General features: G+C 75.0%; 19 protein-coding genes. 9 read left to right on the forward strand and 10 right to left on the reverse strand.

Annotated elements, in window-relative coordinates; genetic code table 11:
• Window positions 1-46 precede the first annotated feature (46 nt).
• Both GA0070606_RS05840 and GA0070606_RS05845 read left to right on the forward strand, forming a co-directional pair.
• Window positions 47-736, forward strand: a complete 690-nt coding sequence (locus GA0070606_RS05840) for a response regulator transcription factor (protein WP_089001050.1) — start codon at window positions 47-49, stop codon at window positions 734-736.
• Window positions 737-765: 29 nt separating this feature from the next.
• A complete protein-coding gene (locus GA0070606_RS05845; RefSeq protein WP_176737515.1) occupies window positions 766-2,136 on the forward strand; it encodes a HAMP domain-containing sensor histidine kinase in 1,371 nt (456 codons plus the stop codon).
• 362 nt (window positions 2,137-2,498) lie between these two features.
• Here GA0070606_RS05845 and GA0070606_RS05850 read toward each other — a convergent pair whose 3' ends face one another.
• A complete protein-coding gene (locus tag GA0070606_RS05850) occupies window positions 2,499-3,524 on the reverse strand; it encodes an adenosine deaminase (RefSeq protein WP_091095749.1) in 1,026 nt (341 codons plus the stop codon).
• Window positions 3,521-4,315, reverse strand: a complete 795-nt coding sequence (locus GA0070606_RS05855; protein WP_091095752.1) for a trans-aconitate 2-methyltransferase — start codon at window positions 4,313-4,315, stop codon at window positions 3,521-3,523. Before GA0070606_RS05855 ends, GA0070606_RS05850 begins: the two co-directional genes overlap by 4 nt.
• Window positions 4,316-4,400: 85 nt before the next feature.
• Here GA0070606_RS05855 and GA0070606_RS05860 point away from each other — a divergent pair, with 85 nt between their 5' ends.
• Both GA0070606_RS05860 and GA0070606_RS05865 read left to right on the forward strand, forming a co-directional pair.
• Window positions 4,401-5,384, forward strand: coding sequence for an aldo/keto reductase (locus GA0070606_RS05860; protein WP_091095754.1), 984 nt, complete (start codon window positions 4,401-4,403; stop codon window positions 5,382-5,384).
• A 196-nt stretch (window positions 5,385-5,580) separates the two neighbouring features.
• On the forward strand, window positions 5,581-5,775 hold the full coding sequence (locus GA0070606_RS05865; protein WP_091095756.1) for a hypothetical protein: 195 nt from the start codon (window positions 5,581-5,583) through the stop codon (window positions 5,773-5,775).
• Between the two features lie 178 nt (window positions 5,776-5,953).
• Here the strand turns inward: GA0070606_RS05865 and GA0070606_RS05870 are convergent, their stop codons facing one another.
• From GA0070606_RS05870 to GA0070606_RS05900, 7 genes are all read right to left on the reverse strand, one after another.
• On the reverse strand, window positions 5,954-6,157 hold the full coding sequence (locus tag GA0070606_RS05870; protein ID WP_007075740.1) for a cold-shock protein: 204 nt from the start codon (window positions 6,155-6,157) through the stop codon (window positions 5,954-5,956).
• A 288-nt stretch (window positions 6,158-6,445) separates the two neighbouring features.
• On the reverse strand, window positions 6,446-6,706 hold the full coding sequence (locus GA0070606_RS05875; protein ID WP_425413084.1) for a DUF4235 domain-containing protein: 261 nt from the start codon (window positions 6,704-6,706) through the stop codon (window positions 6,446-6,448).
• A gap of 8 nt (window positions 6,707-6,714) precedes the next feature.
• The gene (locus GA0070606_RS05880) at window positions 6,715-7,065 is read right to left on the reverse strand and encodes a DUF3618 domain-containing protein (RefSeq protein WP_091095760.1); all 351 of its coding nucleotides are present in this window, start codon (window positions 7,063-7,065) and stop codon (window positions 6,715-6,717) included.
• Window positions 7,062-7,496: a phage holin family protein gene (locus GA0070606_RS05885; protein ID WP_091095762.1), complete on the reverse strand. Its 435-nt coding sequence runs from the start codon at window positions 7,494-7,496 to the stop codon at window positions 7,062-7,064. The genes GA0070606_RS05880 and GA0070606_RS05885 overlap by 4 nt, the downstream gene beginning before the upstream one ends.
• Window positions 7,497-7,827: 331 nt before the next feature.
• Window positions 7,828-9,024: a mechanosensitive ion channel family protein gene (locus GA0070606_RS05890; protein ID WP_091095764.1), complete on the reverse strand. Its 1,197-nt coding sequence runs from the start codon at window positions 9,022-9,024 to the stop codon at window positions 7,828-7,830.
• A gap of 85 nt (window positions 9,025-9,109) precedes the next feature.
• A complete protein-coding gene (locus GA0070606_RS05895; RefSeq protein WP_091095766.1) occupies window positions 9,110-9,931 on the reverse strand; it encodes a DUF1206 domain-containing protein in 822 nt (273 codons plus the stop codon).
• Window positions 9,932-9,993: 62 nt separating this feature from the next.
• On the reverse strand, window positions 9,994-10,359 hold the full coding sequence (locus tag GA0070606_RS05900) for a hypothetical protein (protein WP_091107355.1): 366 nt from the start codon (window positions 10,357-10,359) through the stop codon (window positions 9,994-9,996).
• Between the two features lie 231 nt (window positions 10,360-10,590).
• Here GA0070606_RS05900 and GA0070606_RS05905 point away from each other — a divergent pair, with 231 nt between their 5' ends.
• Both GA0070606_RS05905 and GA0070606_RS05910 read left to right on the forward strand, forming a co-directional pair.
• The gene (locus tag GA0070606_RS05905) at window positions 10,591-11,817 is read left to right on the forward strand and encodes a cysteine desulfurase-like protein (protein WP_091095768.1); all 1,227 of its coding nucleotides are present in this window, start codon (window positions 10,591-10,593) and stop codon (window positions 11,815-11,817) included.
• A complete protein-coding gene (locus GA0070606_RS05910) occupies window positions 11,814-12,101 on the forward strand; it encodes a GNAT family N-acetyltransferase (RefSeq protein ID WP_091095770.1) in 288 nt (95 codons plus the stop codon). The genes GA0070606_RS05905 and GA0070606_RS05910 overlap by 4 nt, the downstream gene beginning before the upstream one ends.
• A gap of 185 nt (window positions 12,102-12,286) precedes the next feature.
• On the opposite strand, the gene GA0070606_RS05915 is transcribed toward GA0070606_RS05910, so the two are convergent.
• Entirely contained in the window at window positions 12,287-13,777 is a 1,491-nt protein-coding gene (locus tag GA0070606_RS05915) for a glycoside hydrolase family 3 protein (protein WP_091095771.1), read from the reverse strand.
• Between the two features lie 315 nt (window positions 13,778-14,092).
• Here GA0070606_RS05915 and GA0070606_RS33665 point away from each other — a divergent pair, with 315 nt between their 5' ends.
• The 3 genes from GA0070606_RS33665 to GA0070606_RS05925 all read left to right on the forward strand — a co-directional run bounded on the left by GA0070606_RS33665 (window position 14,093) and on the right by GA0070606_RS05925 (window position 17,059).
• Window positions 14,093-14,215 carry a hypothetical protein gene (locus tag GA0070606_RS33665; protein WP_281190591.1) on the forward strand — a complete coding sequence of 41 codons (123 nt, stop codon included), beginning with the start codon at window positions 14,093-14,095 and terminating at the stop codon, window positions 14,213-14,215.
• 91 nt (window positions 14,216-14,306) lie between these two features.
• Entirely contained in the window at window positions 14,307-15,257 is a 951-nt protein-coding gene (locus GA0070606_RS05920) for a TIGR03557 family F420-dependent LLM class oxidoreductase (RefSeq protein ID WP_091095773.1), read from the forward strand.
• 170 nt (window positions 15,258-15,427) lie between these two features.
• The gene (locus GA0070606_RS05925; protein ID WP_091095775.1) at window positions 15,428-17,059 is read left to right on the forward strand and encodes a RecQ family ATP-dependent DNA helicase; all 1,632 of its coding nucleotides are present in this window, start codon (window positions 15,428-15,430) and stop codon (window positions 17,057-17,059) included.
• Window positions 17,060-17,081: the final 22 nt, after the last annotated feature.

Consider the following 17,081-nt stretch of genomic DNA (forward strand, 5'->3'; position numbering starts at 1 on the left):
GTGCGCCGCAACGCGATCAACTTGCCACGCCGAGTACCGTCTTGGCGTGGCCACCGTGCTCCTGGTCGAAGACGATCACGTCGTACGCGGCGCGATGCTGCGATCCCTCGCCGACCGGGGGCACGCCGTGCACGCCGTCGGCACGGCGCTGGACGCGCTGCGCCGGGTGGCGGCCGAGACCCCCGACCTCGTGGTGCTCGACCTGGGGCTGCCCGACCTCGACGGCTCGGACGCGCTGCGCATGCTGCGCGGCATCACCGACGTGCCGATCATCATCGCCACCGCCCGCGACGACGAGCAGTCGGTGGTGCGGCTGCTGCGCGCCGGGGCCGACGACTACATGGTCAAGCCGTTCACCGGCGCCCACCTCGACGCCCGCATCACCACCGTGCTGCGCCGGGCCGGGCGCGCCAGCCGGACGGTGCAGCCGGCCGTGCACAGCGTCGGCGGGCTGCGGGTGGACGTCGGCGAGCGCAGCGCCCACCTCGACGGCGAGCCGCTGGCGCTGACCCGCAAGGAATTCGACCTGTTGGCGTATCTCGCCGCACGCCCGGGCCGGGTAGTGTCCCGCCGGGAGCTTCTGGAGGAGGTATGGCGGCAGCCATCGGTCGGCGAGGACCAGACCATCGACGTTCACCTGTACTGGCTGCGCCGCAAAATGGGCGAGTCCGCGGCGAAGCCGCGCTACCTGCGCACCGTGCGGGGGGTCGGTTTCAGGCTGGTGGCGCCCGACTGAGGGTGTCGCTGGCCCTCCTCACGGCCGGCATGTGCGCCCTGGTCGCGCTCGCCTTCCTCGTTCCGCTCGCCGCCGGTCTCGGCGACCGGGCCCGCGAGGAGGCGCTGGCGGACGCCGCCCGGCGCAGCGCCCTGGTGACCGGCGCACTCGCGGTCAGTACGGAGCCCGAGGTGGTGCAGCGCGCCGTGGCCGCCACCGGCGACGACCCGGACACCAGGCCCGTCGTGCACGGCCTGACGGCGGACGCGCCCGTGGCCCGGGCGGGCGCGGCGGACCTGGAGCGGGCGCGGGCCGAGCGCCGCTCGGTGGTCGTCGACGTCGACGGCGGGGTGCTCCGGCTCGACCCGGTGGTGCTCGGCGACCGGACGGCCGTGGTCGAGGTCTTCGTGCCCGATCCGGCGCTCGACGGGGGCGCCGGCGGCCGGTGGCTGCTGCTGCTCGGGGTGGCCGCCGCCCTGGTGGGCGCGGCGGTGCTGGTCGTCGACCGGGTCGCCACCCGCACGGTCGACGCGGCCCGAGGGCTGGTCCGGGCGGCGCTCGCGATCGGCGACGGCGACCTGGCCGTACGCGTCGAGCCCAGCGGCCCGCGCGAGCTGGCCGAGGCCGGGTACGCCTTCAACCGGATGGCCGACCGACTGGTGGCGGCCCGCACCGACGAGCGCGAACTGGTCGCCGACCTGTCGCACCGGCTGCGCACCCCGTTGACGGTCCTGCGACTCGACGCCGAGGCGCTGGAGTCCGACGACACCAGCGTGGGCTCGTTCAGCGAGGCGGAGCTGGACCGGCGGCGCGGCATCCGGCGGATCCGGCAGGCGATCGTCACCCTGGAGGGCGAGATCGACGTGCTGATCAAGACCACCCGCAAGGCGGTGGCGCACGAGGCGGGGCCGGCGATGTGCGACGTCAGCGAGGTGGTCCGCGACCGGATGGTGTTCTGGGCGGCGCTGGCCGGCGACCAGAACCGCCCGCACCGGGTGACCGGCGCCCAGCTGCGGATCCCCGCGCCGGTGCCCCGGGCCGAGCTGGCCGCCGCACTGGACGCGGTGATCGGCAACGTCTTCCGCTACACGCCGCAGGGCACCGCGTTCGAGGTGGCCGTCTCCCGACGCGACGGCTACGTGGCCATCCGGATCGACGACGCCGGGCCGGGAATCGCCAATCCCGACCGGGCGCTGCGCCGGGGCGCCAGCGACCAGGGCTCGACCGGGCTGGGGCTGGACATCGCCAAGCGAGTGGCGTTGCAGGCCAACGGCTCGGTGAGCATCGACCGGGCCCGGCTGGGCGGGGCGAGCGTCGTGATGCTGCTCGCCGACCCCGAGGCGACGCCCCGGCAGGTCAGCCGCTTCGGTCTGGTCGGCCGGGCTGTGGGCCGGCGCAAGTCTTCCTTAGATCCGGATTAACCCCGGCGACGGACGCCGCGCGGGCTGCCAGGATCGGTAGTCGAACCCATCAGTTCCACCGGTCACTGCCCTGAGCACCCACCGGCCGGTGGAGCCGTGCGCGCGGCGGGAGAAACGGTCCCCCCACACCTGCTCCCGCCGCGCGCCACTCTCTTCCCCGCCCCGGCGGCGGGCCGCCCGAGCCCACCCGGCGGAGGGCCGCCCGAGCCCACCCGGCGGAGGGCCGCCCGAGCCCACCCGGCGGAGGGCCGCCCGAGCCCACCCGGCGGAGGGCCGCCCGAACCGACGGGGCGGGATGCCGCCCGAACCGCCCGGCGGAGGGCCGCCCGAGCCCGCGCGGCGGGACGGGCGGGCCGTCCGGGTCAGCGGGGGGCGGTCGCCAGGTAGGCGTCGATCTCGGCGGTGATCCGCTGCTTGCCCGCCTGGTCCAGGAACGAGGCGGTCACCGCGTTGCGGGCCAGCGCGGCCAGCCCCTCGGGGCCGACGTCGAGCAGCCGGGCCGCGACCGCGTACTCGTCGTTGAGGGTGGTGCCGAACATCGGCGGGTCGTCGGAGTTGATGGTGACCAGCAGCCCGGCGTCGACGAGCTGCCGCAGCGGGTGCTCCTCGATCGTGGCGACCGCCCGGGTGCGCACGTTGGAGGTCGGGCAGACCTCCATGCCGATCCGGTGCTCGGCCAGGTGGGCCAGCAGCTCCGGGTCCCGCGCGGCGGAGATGCCGTGCCCGATCCGCTCCGCGCCGAGGTCGCGCAGCGCGTCCCAGACCGTCTCGGGGCCGGTGGTCTCGCCGGCGTGCGGCACCGAGCGCAGCCCCGCCGCCCGGGCCCGGTCGAAGTACGGCTTGAACTGCGGCCGGGGCACGCCGATCTCGGGGCCACCCAGGCCGAAGCTGATCAGACCGTCCGGGCGCTCCTCCAGCGAGATCCGCAGGGTCTCCTCGGCCGCCGGCAGGCCGGCCTCCCCGGGGATGTCGAAGCACCAGCGCAGCTCGATGCCGAAGTCCGCCTCGGCCCGCTTGCGGGCGTCCTCGATGGCCTCGCAGAAGGCCGGGGCCGGGATCCCGCGGTGCACGTGCGAATAGGGCGTCACGGTCAGCTCCGCGTAGCGGACCTGCTGGCGGGCCAGCTCGCGGGCCACCTCGTGGGTGAGGATCCAGACGTCCTCCTGGTCGCGGATCAGGTCCACGACGCTCAGGTAGACCTCGATGAAGTGCGCGAAGTCGCGGAAGGCGAAGTAGTCGGCGAGCGCCGCCGGGTCGGCCGGCACGGGGCTGCGGCCCTCGTGGCGGGCGGCCAGCTCGGCGACGATCCGGGGCGAGGCGGAGCCGACGTGGTGCACGTGCAGCTCCACCTTGGGCAGCCCCGCGATGAAGGTTTGCAGGTCGGTCACAGGTTCTCCTCTGCGCGGGCGCCGGTGCGGGCGACGAAGAAGACGCGGCGGAACGGGAACTGCACCTGACCGTGCCGCACCGGGTACGCCTGCGCGAGGCGTACGCCCAGCTCGGCCCGGAAGTCCGCCCAGCCGGCGGCGTCCAGGGCCGCGCGGACCGGCCGGAGGGCGGTGCCCTCCATCCAGGTCAGCACGGGGTGGTCCGCGTCGGCGCGGGCCGGCAGCAGGTGCACGTACGTAGTCTCCCAGGCGTCCACCGCGCACCCGGCACCGGTCAGCAGCTCGGCGTAGCCGGCCGCGTCGTCGACCGGGGCCTCGCGCAGCAGCGGGGCCACCCCGGCGCGCCACGCCGGCCGGGCGGCGACCTCGCGCAGGGCCCGGTGCGAGGGCGCGTCGAAGTTGCCGGGCACCTGCACGGCCAGCCACGCCCCGGCGGGCAGCTCCCGCGCCCACCGGGTGAGCAGTTCCCGGTGCCCGGGCACCCACTGGAGCACCGCGTTGCTGACCGCCACGTCCACGTCCGGCCCGGGCCGCCAGTCGCGCACGTCGCCGACGGCGAAGTCGACCGGGGACGCGGCGGCCCCGGCCCGCGCGATCATCTCGGCCGACGAGTCCAGGCCGGCCACCGTGCTGTCCGGCCAGCGCTCGGCGAGGGCGCCGGTCAGGTTGCCCGGCCCGCAGCCGAGGTCGACCACGGCGCGCGGCCGGTCGGCCGGCACCCGGGCGAGCAGGTCGAAGAAGGGCCGGGAGCGCTCGTCGCCGTAGCGCAGGTAGGTCGTCGGATCCCACATCGCAGCCTCCCAAACCGTACGTCCGTCTTGTTTTACCGTACGGCCCGTCGCGCGGTCCCACAAGCCGATCACTAGGCTCGGTGGCATGGAGCAGCGCACCTTCCCGCGACTGGGGCGGCACGTCGGGGTGATCGGGCTGGGCGCCTGGCAGCTCGGCGCGGACTGGGGCACGGTAAGCGAGGCCGACGCCACCGCCGTGCTGACCGCCGCCGTCGAGGCGGGCGTCTCCTTCCTCGACACCGCCGACGTCTACGGCGACGGGCGCAGCGAACAGCTCATCGGGCGGTTCCTGCGCGGCCGGCCCGACGCCGGGCTGACCGTGGCCACCAAGATGGGCCGGCGCGTCGCGCAGACGCCCGAGGCGTACACCCTGGCGCACTTCCGCGAGTGGACCGACCGGTCCCGGGCCAACCTCGGGGTGGACGTGCTCGACCTGGTGCAGCTGCACTGCCCGCCGAGCGCGGTGTTCGCCGACGACGCCGTCTTCGACGCACTCGACACGCTGGTCGCCGAGGAGCGCGTCGCCGGCTACGGGGTCAGCGTGGAGACCTGCGACCAGGCGCTCACCGCGATCGCCCGGCCCGGCGTGGCGAGCGTGCAGATCATCCTCAACGCGCTGCGGCACAAGCCGCTCGAACGGGTACTGCCGGCCGCCTCGGCCGCCGGTGTCGGCGTCGTCGCCCGGGTCCCGCTGGCCAGTGGCCTGCTCTCCGGCCGGTACGACGAGCACACCACCTTCGCCGCCGACGACCACCGCAGCTACAACCGGCACGGCGAGGCGTTCGACGTGGGCGAGACCTTCTCCGGCGTCGACTTCGACCTGGGCCTCGCGGCCGTACGCCGGCTGGCGCCGCTGGTCGGCGACGGGCGGACCATGGCCCAGTTCGCGCTGCGGTGGGTCGTCGACCAGCCCGGCGTCACCGTGGTCATCCCCGGCGCCCGGAACGCCGCCCAGGCGCGGGGCAACGCCGCCGTGGCCGACCAGGCGCCGCTGTCCGAGCGGGAGCGGGCCACGGTGGCGGCGGTCTACGACGAACTGGTCCGGCCTCGGGTGCACGACCGGTGGTGAGCCGGGCCGCCGGCGCGGGTGCCGGGCGGCCGGTGGCGGGCCGCGCCGCCGGCGCGGGTGCCGGGCGTACAGCTGGACGCGCGCCGGGGACGGCTGCCGCCGGCGCGGGAGGCGTCGGCGGGCACCGCATTCCGGCGCGGGGCGCGGGTGAGGCGGCGGGCAGGGGCCGGGCGGCGCACGACGGAGGGAAGTCGCGATGAAGGGGTGGCTGCCGCTCACGCTCGGGCTGCTCGCCGTGGTCGGCGGGGCGGTCTGGACGGTGCAGGGCCTCGGCTACGTCGAGGGCAGCGTGATGACCGACCAGCGGGTCTGGGCGGTCGTCGGGCCGGTCGTCGTCCTGATCGGACTGGTCACGCTCTGGTTCGGGCTGCGCGCCCGCCGCCGCCGCTGAGGGGCAGGGGCGGCACGCCCGCCGCCGCTGGGACGGCAGGCGGTTAGGGCGGCACGCCCGCCGCCGCGTGGCCGGCGCGCGTACGCGGAAAGCCCCGCATCCCGGGCGGGATACGGGGCTTCACTGGTGATCCGGGCGCCGGATCAACCACCGGCCGACGGCTGCCGGCCATGAGTGCTCAGATGGGGCGGACCTGCTCGGCCTGCGGACCCTTCTGACCCTGGGCGATCTCGAACTCCACCCGCTGGTTCTCCTCCAGCGTGCGGTAGCCGCTGGTCTGGATGGCCGAGAAGTGGACGAACACGTCAGCACCCCCGCCGTCGACGGTGATGAAGCCGAAGCCCTTGTCAGCGTTGAACCACTTCACGGTTCCCTGCGCCATGTGTATCTCCTTCTAAAACTGGCGGCCGAGCACGCCGTGCGGCCGATTGGCCGTTTTCGAGCAGCGGCGCCTGAGGCGGCCCCCAATGAAGGAGACTTCTCTCAACCCACGCTGTCTCTCAACAGCGTGGAACAGCAAACCACGTAGCGAAAACTCTGCACAGCCTACCCGACGAATTTCTCCGACATGTGACCTGACGGATGCCGAAGATCCGCTGGGCGGGCCCTTACCGGCATGCGAAAGGCCCCTTACCGCCGTGGCGGTGCGGGGCCTGCCGCGCGCGTCCGCTCAGTCGGGCCAACGCCCGGTCATCCGGCGTACGCCCACCGCGCCGCCCCGGTCCACGGCCGCCCGGACGACCGCGAAGATGGCGCCCTGCAACGCCGCCGCCGCCAGGACCTCGCCCCAGCCGCGGTCCTCGTCGGTGGCGCTGGGCGCCTCGCCGTCGCCCGCCGTCATCTTCCACACCTGCCGGAAGATCGCGCCCGCGACCGTACCGGCGGCGATGCCCATCAGCACGCCGACCGGCTTGTACGCGGCCCTCCCGATGTTCCTGCTCACCTGCGCCTCCCCCGAACGATCATCAGCACGACGGCGGCGACGACCGCGCCGGCCGCGAGGGCGACGAACGGCGTCGGGTTACGCCGGACGACCGCCCCCTTCTCCTGCGCCTGCCCGCGCGCGAGCTGGGCCTTCTGCGCCGCCTGCCCGCGTACCCGGGCCACGGTGTGCGCGGCCTGCTCCCGCATCCGCTCCTTCGCCTGGTCGGCCGACGACCTCAGGCGCGCCTTGACGTCGGCCTTGGCGGCCAACGCCTCCATGGTCTCGCCCAGCTCGACCCGGGTCCGCCGGATCTCCTCCCGGAGCGCCTCGGTGTCCCCGCTGCCCCGGCCGTTGCCCGTCGTCATGCCCGTCCCCTGTCCTTCACGGCGGCGGCGACCGTGTCCACGTCCGCCCGGACGCTGCGCACCGTGGCCGCCGGCACCGGCGGGACCGCCTGGCTGACCTGCTTCTTGCCCACCAGGGCGAGGATGCCGGCCATCGCGAAGAGCACCACCGCGACGATCAGGGCCGCGGCCCAGGCCGGCAGCACCAGATCGAGCAGCAGGATCGCGGTGGCGACCAGGGCGCCCAGGCCGTAGAGCGCCAGCGCCCCGCCGCCGCCGAAGAGCCCGATGCCGATGCCGGCATGCTTGCCCTTCTGGGTCAGCTCCGCGCGGGCCAGGGCCAGCTCATCGCGGACCAGGCGGGAGACCTGCTCCGTGGCCCGCTGCACCAGCTCGGCGGTGGACGGCTCGCTCCCGGTGCGGGATGTGCGGGCGTTCGCCACGTCAGCCATGCTGTCCTCCTTTCGTCATCACCGCGCTGTATGCCCGGAGTCGCCGCCCGCCAATCCTGCGCGGCCGCCGGTGAGCCGGGCCGCCGCGTCCCTCGTGCCGTGGACGGCGCGCGGGAGGAGGTGCAGAAGCGTCGTCGCAGCAGGTCCCCACGAAACGCCCGGTCAAACTTCCCGAGCCACCGCAACACGCCCGAGCACCCCGCCGGCACACCAACCCACCCACACCACCAACCGCCCCCACCCCCCACGGGTCACGGCGGAGACGACGGAGCCCTCGCACGCGTGAGGCGGCGAGGGCTCCGGTGGGCGGCGGCGACGGGTCAGCGACGGGTCAGCGGCGGGCCTCGGCGGGCTCGTCGGGGCCGACGAACGCCTCGCTGCGGGCGTCGCCGTCGTCGCTGCCCCCGAAGACGCGGGCGTCGTCCGGCACCTCGCCGTCGGCGAGGCGGCGCACCGGCCGCCGGGGCCGCACCCACTGCCAGGGCAGGTTGCTCTCCGCGTCGCCGAGTTCCGTGCGCAGCCGGGGCATCGCGGTCGGCCGGTGGTCGCGGATCCAGGCGACCATGTGCTCGCGGACCAGGCAACGCAGGTCCCAGAGGCTGCCGGCGTCGGCGGCGCTGACCAGCGCGCGTACCTTGATCATGCCGCCGGTCGCGTCGGTCACCTGGAGTACGCAGACCCGGCCGTCCCACAGCTCGGTGCTCTCCACGAGCCGGCGCAGCTCCTCCCGCATCGCCTGCACCGGGATCGCCCAGTCGACGTCGAACTCGGCGGTGCCCAGCACGGCCGCCTCCGTCCGCGTCCAGTTCTGGAAGGGCTTGCTGGTGAAGTACGAGGTGGGCAGGATCAGCCGCCGGTCGTCCCAGATCTGCACCACGACGTAGCTGAGCGTCAGTTCCTCGATCCGGCCCCACTCCCCCTCGACCACCACCACGTCGTCGAGGCGGACCGCGTCGCTGAAGGCGAGCTGGAGGCCGGCGAAGACGTTGCTCAGCAGGCTCTGCGCGGCCAGCGCGGCGACCACACCGACCACACCGGCACTGGTCAGCACGCCGGCGCCGATGCCGCGTACGGCGGGGAAGGTCATCAGCATCACGCCGACGGCGAGCACGACGATCACCGCGATGGTCAACCGGCGCAGCATCACCACCTGGGTCCGCACCCGCCGCGCGTGCCGGTTGTCGGGCACGTCCACCCGGAACCGGGCCAGCGCGGTGTCCTCCGCGACGACGAGCAGCGAGGCGACCAGCCAGGCGGCGCTGGCGATCACGGCGAGCACCAGCGCGTGCAGCAGCACCCGCCGCCACTGCTCGCCGACCGCGTAGCCGGTGCTGAGGCGGACGGCGAACTGCACGGCGAGGACGGTGGCGGCGACCTGGATCGACCGGTGCGCGTGCTCGGTGAGCTCGGTCAGCAGCAGCGAGCGCCGGCCGAGCCGCCGGACCACCCGGTGTCCGACCTCGACCACGAAGAGAGCGATCGCCGCCGCGGCGAGCGCGGCGACGATCGTTCCGAGGTAGCTCTGCACAGGTTCTCTCCTCCTGTCGGACCGGGCGGTGGCGCTTCGGGCACAAAGGCCCAATGGTGCCCGGCCTCGCCGGAATCGACCAGGATCAGACCTTGCGGTACCGGGACTGGAGGAAGCAGAACAGGCCGAAGGCGGCGATGCCGAGCGCCACGAGGGTGAGCAGCAGCTGCCCGTACGACTGGTCGCGCAGCGTGCGCAGCGCCGCGTCCAGGCCCCGAGCCTTCTCCGGGTCGTAGTTCACGGCGGCCACGATGATCAGCAGGCCGGCGATGCCGTACGCGATGCCCTTGGCGACGTAGCCGGCGATGCCGAGCCGGCGGGCGAGCTGGCGCGTCTTCGGGCTCATCTCGCCGGTCTTCAGGTGCTTCTCGAAGCGCTTGACGATCCCGTAGACGACCAGGCCGACGCCGATCGCGGCGAGCACGAGCCCGGCCAGCCCGACCAGCCAGCGGCCGCCCGAGGACTCCATCGCCTTGCCGGTGAGCGCCTCCTGCTGGTCGGCGCTGTTCGACCTGGCGTCGGAGAAGACCTTGAAGGCCGTCCAGGCGAAGTAGAGGTAGACGATGGTCCGCCCGAGCGAGGCCAGCCGCTCCCAGATCCGTTCCTTGCCGCGTTCGGCGCGGTGCCCGACGGCGGCCTCAAGCGCCTGCCAGATCGCCATGGCGAGCAGGCCGACCGAGATCGTGACGACGAGGAACTTGCCCAGCGGCTGGGCGGCGAGGGTGCGCAGGGCGCCGGACTGGTCGCCGTCGTCGGCGGGCTTCCCGAACGCGATCTGCAGCGCCAACCAGGCGAACAAGAGGTGCACGATGCCGTAACCGATGAAACCGGCACGGGCCAACAGTTCGAGCCACCTGCTGTTCGCGGTGCGGGAGGCGGTGGCTTCGGCGTTCCGGGTGAGTGACATGGCGCCACAATCACCGAATAGGAAGATTTCCAAACGTCGGCCACCGCCACCCTCGGGGCGGGTCAGTTACCGGCGTTGCGCGCCACCCGGATCTTGACCTCCTGGTCGGTGACGCTGTCCAGGGTCACCGAGAACCCGCCGACCTCGGTGGCCTGCTGGCCCGTGGTGAGCGACAGCTGCTCGCCGGCGACCTCGACGGTCACCTGGTCGCCCTGCGCGCCGACCAGCTTGGCCTCGACGCCGAGGATGGTGGCGCTGGCCTCGACGCCCCGGTCGAAGGTCACCGTGCAGGCGTCCAGGCCGCAGTCGGTGCGGGCGCCCTCGGAGCTGCAGCCGGCCAGCAGGGCGACGCCGAGCGCCAGGCCGGCCAGCAGACCGGCGGCCCGGCGGGTGGGGGTCAGCGGGGAGTCAACGCGTCGGTTCGTCACCCCGCCAAGGGTACGAGACGCCCGCGACACCGGCAGCGCGGTGATCATCCGCCGAGGTGGGCGGGCACCGCACGGCGGTCCGGAGGCCGCCTCGACATGGGAACGGCGTGGGGTGCGGGCACCTCGGCGCGGGATACGGGCCGTCCCCGTCGTCAAGGACGGCGCGGGGTACGGACGGCCCGGCGTGGGGGACGGCACGGTGGCGGTGGCCGACGGGGCTAGGGTCCCGGCATGCCCTTCGACATCGCCCGCACCCGCGCCGCCTACCCCGCCCTGGCCGAGGGCTTCGTCCACCTCGACGGGGCCGGGGGCACCCAGACCGCCGCGCCCGTGGTCGACGCGGTCACCGACGCGATGCGGGCCGCGGTGGGCAACCGCAGCTCCGCGTTCACGCCCGGCCGGCGGTCCCTGGAGATGGTGGCCGCGGCCCGGGCGGCGGTGGCGGACCTGCTCGGCGCGGATCCCGACGGGGTGGTGCTGGGCCCGAGCGCGACGGCGCTGACCTACACGCTGGCCCGTACCCTCGGCGCGAGCTGGCGGCCCGGCGACGCGGTGGTGCTCTCCCGGCTCGACCACGACGCGAACGTCCGCCCGTGGGCGCAGGCCGCCGAGGCGGCGGGCGCGACGGTGCGCTGGGCCGAGTTCGACCGGGACACCGGGGAGCTGCCGGCCGGCCAGTACGCGGACCTGGTCGGCGAGCGCACCCGCCTCGTCGCGGTGACCGCCGGCAGCAACGCGATCGGCACCGTCCCCGACGTGGCCGCCATCGCCAAGACCGCGCACGCCGCCGGCGCCCTGGTCTGCGTCGACGGAGTGCACTCGGTGCCGCACGGCCCCACCGACCTCGCCACGCTGGGCGCCGACTTCCTGGTCACCAGCGCCTACAAGTGGTCGGGGCCGCACCTGGCCGCGATGGTGGCCGACCCGACCACGTGGGAGCGGCTGCGTCCGGCGAAGCTGCTGCCCTCCTCCGACGCGGTCCCCGAGCGCTTCGAGTACGGCACGCCCAGCTTCCCGCTGCTGGCCGGCGTCACCGCCGCGGTGGACCACCTGGCGGGGCTGGACCCGGCGGCCACCGGCGGCCGCCGCGACCGGCTGCGCGCCGGGCTGGCCGCCGCGCGGGCGCACGAGGAGTCGCTGCTGGACCGGCTGCTCGCCGGGCTCGCCGCGCTGCCCGCCGTCCGGGTGCTCGGCTCCCCCGCGCGGCGCTGCCCGACCGTGTCGTTCCGGCTGGCCGGGCTCTGCCCGCAGCGGACCCAGGAGGAGCTGGGGGCGGCCGGGTTCTGCCTCTCCGCGGGCGACTACTACGCCTACGAGTACTTCCAGACGATGGGGCTGCGGGACAGCGGCGGCGCGGTGCGCGCCAGCATCTACCACTACAACACCGCCGACGAGGTGGACCGGTTGCTCGCCGAACTCGACCGGCTCGCCGGCGCCGGGGGCAGAATGGCGGGGTGAGCACCCTGGTCGAGGACAATCCCGCCGAGCACCGCTTCGAGATCCTGGTCGACGACGCGCTGGCCGGGTTCGCCGCGTACGAGCCGCGCGGGGAGGTGCTGGTCTTCACCCGCACGGAGGTGGACCCGAAGTTCCAGAACATGGGCGTCGGGGCGGCGCTGGTCCGGGGCACCCTCGACCAGCTCCGCGAGCGCGGCGCGACGCTGGTGCCGCGCTGCTCGTTCGTCTCCGCCTTCATCGACCGCCACCCGGAGTACGCCGACCTGGTCGAGGTCGAGGCCTAGCGGGACGGCCGGGCGGATCGGCGCGGGTCGGCGTTCGCCCGCCGGCCCGCCAGGCAGCCGGCGGGCCGGCGGACGGTCAGCAAGCCGGCGGACGGTCAGCAAGCCGGCGGACGGCCCGGCGGCCCGGCGGACGGGTCAGCCAGCGGCCCGACGGCCCGGCGGGCGGTCAGCGGGCCGGCGGGCGGTCAGCGGCCGGTCAGCAGCTCGGCGGCGGCCCGGGCGGCGGCCCGGGTGGCGCCGTGGGTGGCGACGTGGACCGCGCCGGTGACCTCCTCGGGCACGCCCAGCTCGACCACGACCGCGTCCGGTCGGGCGGCCAGCGCGCGGCCCACCGCCGCCCGCATCCAGCCGTGCCGGTGCAGGTCCCGCACCACCAGCACCACGCACCGGCCGGCCGCCCCGACGGTCGGGTCGACGGGCACGTCGGCCTCCGCGTAGCGGACGGTGGTGGTGCCGGCGAGCAGGGCGGTCAGCGGGGCGGCCAGGCCCCAGGGCGTCTCGGGGCCGATGGCGATGTTGCGCGGCGGCTCGAACTCGACCACGTGCACCGGGCCGGTCAGCGGCAGCGCGCCGACGCCGGCGGGCGCGGTGGTGACCCGCAGCGCCCGCCGGGCGGCGGCCAGCCCGACCGCCGAGCCCTCGGCCCCGGGGCGGGGCCGCGGCGGCAGGTCGGCGCGGACACCCACCGTCCAGGCGGCGAGCTGGCCGACCCGCTTGGCCGCCTCCGCGAGGCGCTCCTCGGGCAGGTCGCCGGCGACGACGGCGGCCACGACGGCGTCGCGCAGCAGCCGCGCCGACTCCTCGTCGGCGCGTTCCCCGCCGATGCAGACCGCGTCGGCCCCGGCAGCGAGGGCGCGCACCGCGGCGCCGGCGAAGCCGTACCGGTCGGCGACCGCCCGCATCTCCACCGCGTCGGTGACCACGACGCCGGAGAAGCCCAGCTCGTCGCGGAGCAGCCCGCCGAGGATCCGGCCGCTGAGGGTGGCCGGCAGCTCCGGGTCGAGCGCCGGGACCAGCAGGTGGCCGGTCATCACCGCCTGCGCCCCGGCGGCCACGGCGGCCCGGAACGGGGCCAGCTCGACGGCGTCGAGGCGGGCCCGGTCGGCGGTGATCCAGGGCAGGTCGTGGTGCGAGTCGACGCGGGTGTCGCCGTGCCCGGGGAAGTGCTTGGCGCAGGCGGCGACCCCGCCGGCCTGCAGGCCCCGCACCCAGGCGGCGGTGTGCCGGGCGACCAGTGCCGGCTCGGCGCCGAAGGAACGGACGCCGATCACGGGGTTGGCCGGGTTGGAGTTGACGTCGGCGTCCGGCGCGTAGTTCAGGGTGATCCCGAGCTCGGCGAGGTCGGCGCCGAGGTCCCGGGCGACCTGCTCGGTCAGCGCCGGGTCGTCCACCGCCCCGAGGGCGAAGTTGCCCGGCCGGGAGCTGCCCCGGGCGGACTCGATCCGGGTCACGTCGCCGGCCTCCTCGTCGATGGCGACGACGACGTCGGGACGCTCGGCGCGCAGGGTGGCGGTGAGCGCGGCCACCTGCTCCGGGTCGACCACGTTGCGGGCGAAGAGCACCACCGAGCCGAGGCCCTCGCCGAGCCAGCGGCAGATCCAGGGCGGCGGGGTGGTGCCGACGAATCCGGGCTGCAGGACGGCGGCGGCCAGGGCCGCCAGGCTCCCCGTGCTCACGCCGCGGCCCCTGCCCGGCAGGGGGCGACCGGCCGGCCGTCCTCGGCCACGTCGCGGCGAGCCGTCCCGCCGTGCCCTCCGGGTCGGGCGGGGTCGGCCGCCGCGCCGCCGCCGGGGCGGGCGCGCCCGCTCACGCCGACCCGCCCGCGTGCTGGCTGATGTCTCGCTGGCTCATGCGGTCGTCGTACCCCCGTCTTCTCCCGCGCCCGGCGGGCCCGCCACCGGCGGGCGGTGCTGCCATGGTCACATCGCGCGATGAAATAGTCAATAAACCTTACAGTTGCCGTCCGGCGCGGAGCTGGGGACAGTTCGGGGATGGATGCCCTGCTGCTGGCCGACGCGACGAGCCCGGCCGACATTCCCGGCGTACGCCTGCTCGGCCTGGTGGTCGGCGGCCTGCTGCTGATCGCCGCGATCCGCGCGATGTTCCGGCGCTGAATCCCGCCCGCGTCGGCCGGCCGGTTCCTTGCGCGGCCACCGGGGTACCGCCTGCCTCGTTGGACCCGGTACGACACGGCGAGGGGGAACGATGAGGATCGGCTACTTTCTGTCCACCGAGGAGTACGCGCCCGCGGAGCTGCTGGAGCAGGCGCGCGGCGCCGAGCGGGCCGGCTTCGAGGCGCTCTGGATCTCCGACCACTACCACCCCTGGACGGACGCGCAGGGGCAGAGCCCCTTCGTCTGGTCGGTGATCGGCGCGCTCAGCCAGGTCTGCCGGCTCCCGGTCACCACCGCCGTGACCTGCCCGACCGTGCGCCTCCACCCGGCCGTCGTGGCGCAGGCGGCGGCCACCAGCGCCGTCATGCACTCCGGCCGCTTCGTGCTCGGGGTGGGCAGCGGCGAGGCGCTCAACGAGCACATCCTCGGCGACGCCTGGCCGCAGACCGACGTGCGGCTGGAGATGCTGGAGGAGGCCGTCGAGGTGATGCGCGAGCTGTGGCGGGGCGGCTTCGTCAACCACCACGGCAGGCACTACACCGTCGAGCACGCCCGGATCTACACGCTGCCGGACACTCCCCCGCCGGTCTACGTCTCCGGTTTCGGCCCGAAGGCCGTCGACCTGGCGGCCCGGATCGGCGACGGCTTCGTCAACACGTCCCCCGACGCCGAACTGGTGCGCCGGTTCCGCGAGGGCGGCGGCGGCGACAAGCCCTGCCAGGCCGGCTTCAAGGCGGCGTACGCGCAGACCGAGGAGGAGGGGATGCGGATCGCGTACGAGCGGTGGCCGAACGCCGGGGTGCCCGGCGAGCTGTCCCAGGTGCTGCCCTCGCCCCGGCACTTCGAGCAGGCCGCCGAGCTGGTCCGGCCGGAGATGATGAAGGACGCGTTCGTCTGCGGGCGGGACGCCGACGCGCACCTGGCGAAGATCGAGGAGTACGCCAAGGCCGGCTTCGACGAGGTCTACGTGGCCAACACGGGCCCGAACTGGCAGGGCCTGCTCGACCTCTACCAGCGCGAGGTGCTGCCACGCCTGCGCTGAGCCCCGGCCACGGGCACCCGCGCCGCGAGGCGCGGGTGCCCGCGACCACACCCGGGGCATGCCCGTGCCAGGCGCCACGGGCTGCCCCGGAGGCCCTGCACGCCGGACTCGCCCACGCCACACCGAACCGCGGTTTCGCCGCTGATCACGGCGGGTACCTCCGGCCCTCGATGAAACTGTCCACGCACTCGACGACGCTGCGCCGCGCGGCGAAGAGCCTCTTCGGCTGGACCACGCTGCGGCCCCACCAGCTTGCCGCCATGCGGGCGGTCATGAAGCGCCGCGACGCCCTGGTGGTGCTGCCCACCGGCGCCGGCAAGTCGGCGATCTACCAGATCCCGGCCAGCCTGATCCCCGGCCCGACCGTGGTGATCTCCCCGCTGCTCGCCCTCCAGCAGGACCAGATCGCGGCGCTCAACGAGCGGCAGCGGCCGGAGCTGCGCGCGGTGCGGATCAGCTCGAACGAGTCGCCCGCGCAGCAGGCGGAGGCGATCGCCGAGATCCGCGACGGGCGGGCGGAGTTCCTCTTCATCACCCCGGAGCAGCTCGCCAACCCCGACCGGATGGCCGAGGTGAGGTCGCTGGGGCCGGCGCTGGTGGCGATCGACGAGGCCCACTGCATCTCCGCGTGGGGGCACGACTTCCGCCCGGACTACCTGGCGCTGGGCCACCTCATCGACGGCATCGGCCGGCCGCCGGTGGTGGCGCTGACGGCCACGGCCTCGCCGCCCGTACGCGACGACATCGTCGCGCGGCTGCGGCTGCGCGAGCCCGAGGTCGTGGTCTCCGGGCTGGACCGGCCGAACCTGTTCGTCGAGGTCGCCCACTGCCCGACGGAGGACTACCGGTGGCGGCGGCTGATCGCCCTGCTGCGCGACGACACGCGGCCCGGCATCATCTACGTGCCCACCCGGCGCTCCGCCGAGGAGCTGTCGGCCCGGCTCACCGACGCCGGGTTCCCGGCGCAGCACTACCACGGCGGCATGGCGGCCGGCGCCCGCGCCGAGCTGCACGAGGCGTTCCTCGCCGACCGGGTGCCCATCATGGTGGCCACGTCGGCGTTCGGGATGGGCATCGACAAGCCCAACATCGCCTGGGTGGTCCACATGGCGCTGCCCGACTCGCCGGACAGCTACTTCCAGGAGATCGGCCGGGCCGGCCGGGACGGTGCCCCGGCCCGGGTGCTGCTGCTCTGGCAGGCCGAGGACGTGGGGCTGCAACGCTTCTTCAGTGGCGGGCTGCCGGACGAGACGGAGCTGCGCGACCTGTCCGCGCTGCTGCGCCGGAAGCCGCGCACCAAGAAGGAGCTGCGGGAGGTCACCGGCCTGGGCCCGCGCAAGCTCGGCCAGTACCTGGCCCTGCTGGAGCAGGTCGGCGCGGCCGAACCCCGGGCGAGGCAGCGCATCGGTGCCCCCCGCTACTCTCCCACCCCGGTGGACGCCGCCGCAGCGGCCCTGGCCGAGGCGGAGCGGCAGCAGAGCGTGACCCGGTCGCGTACCGACATGATGCGGGCCTTCGCCGAGACCACCGCGTGCCGGGGGCAGACCCTGCTGGCCTACTTCGGCGAGCAGATGACGCAGGTCTGCGGGCACTGCGACAACTGCCACGCCGGCACCAGCGCCCCCGACGACGGCGCGGTCGGGCCCTTCCCGGTGCACAGCCAGGTCCGGCACCCGGAGTGGGGGTCCGGGCTGGTGCTCAGCTACGAGGAGGACCGGATGACGGTTCTCTTCGACGAGGTGGGGTACAAGACACTGTCCGTCAGCGTGGTGTCCGAACAGGGCCTGCTGACCCTCGACTAGCCTGAGCCGGGCTCCGCTGGCG

The sequence above is a fragment of the Micromonospora citrea genome, assembly GCF_900090315.1.
GTDB classification, from domain to species: domain Bacteria; phylum Actinomycetota; class Actinomycetes; order Mycobacteriales; family Micromonosporaceae; genus Micromonospora; species Micromonospora citrea.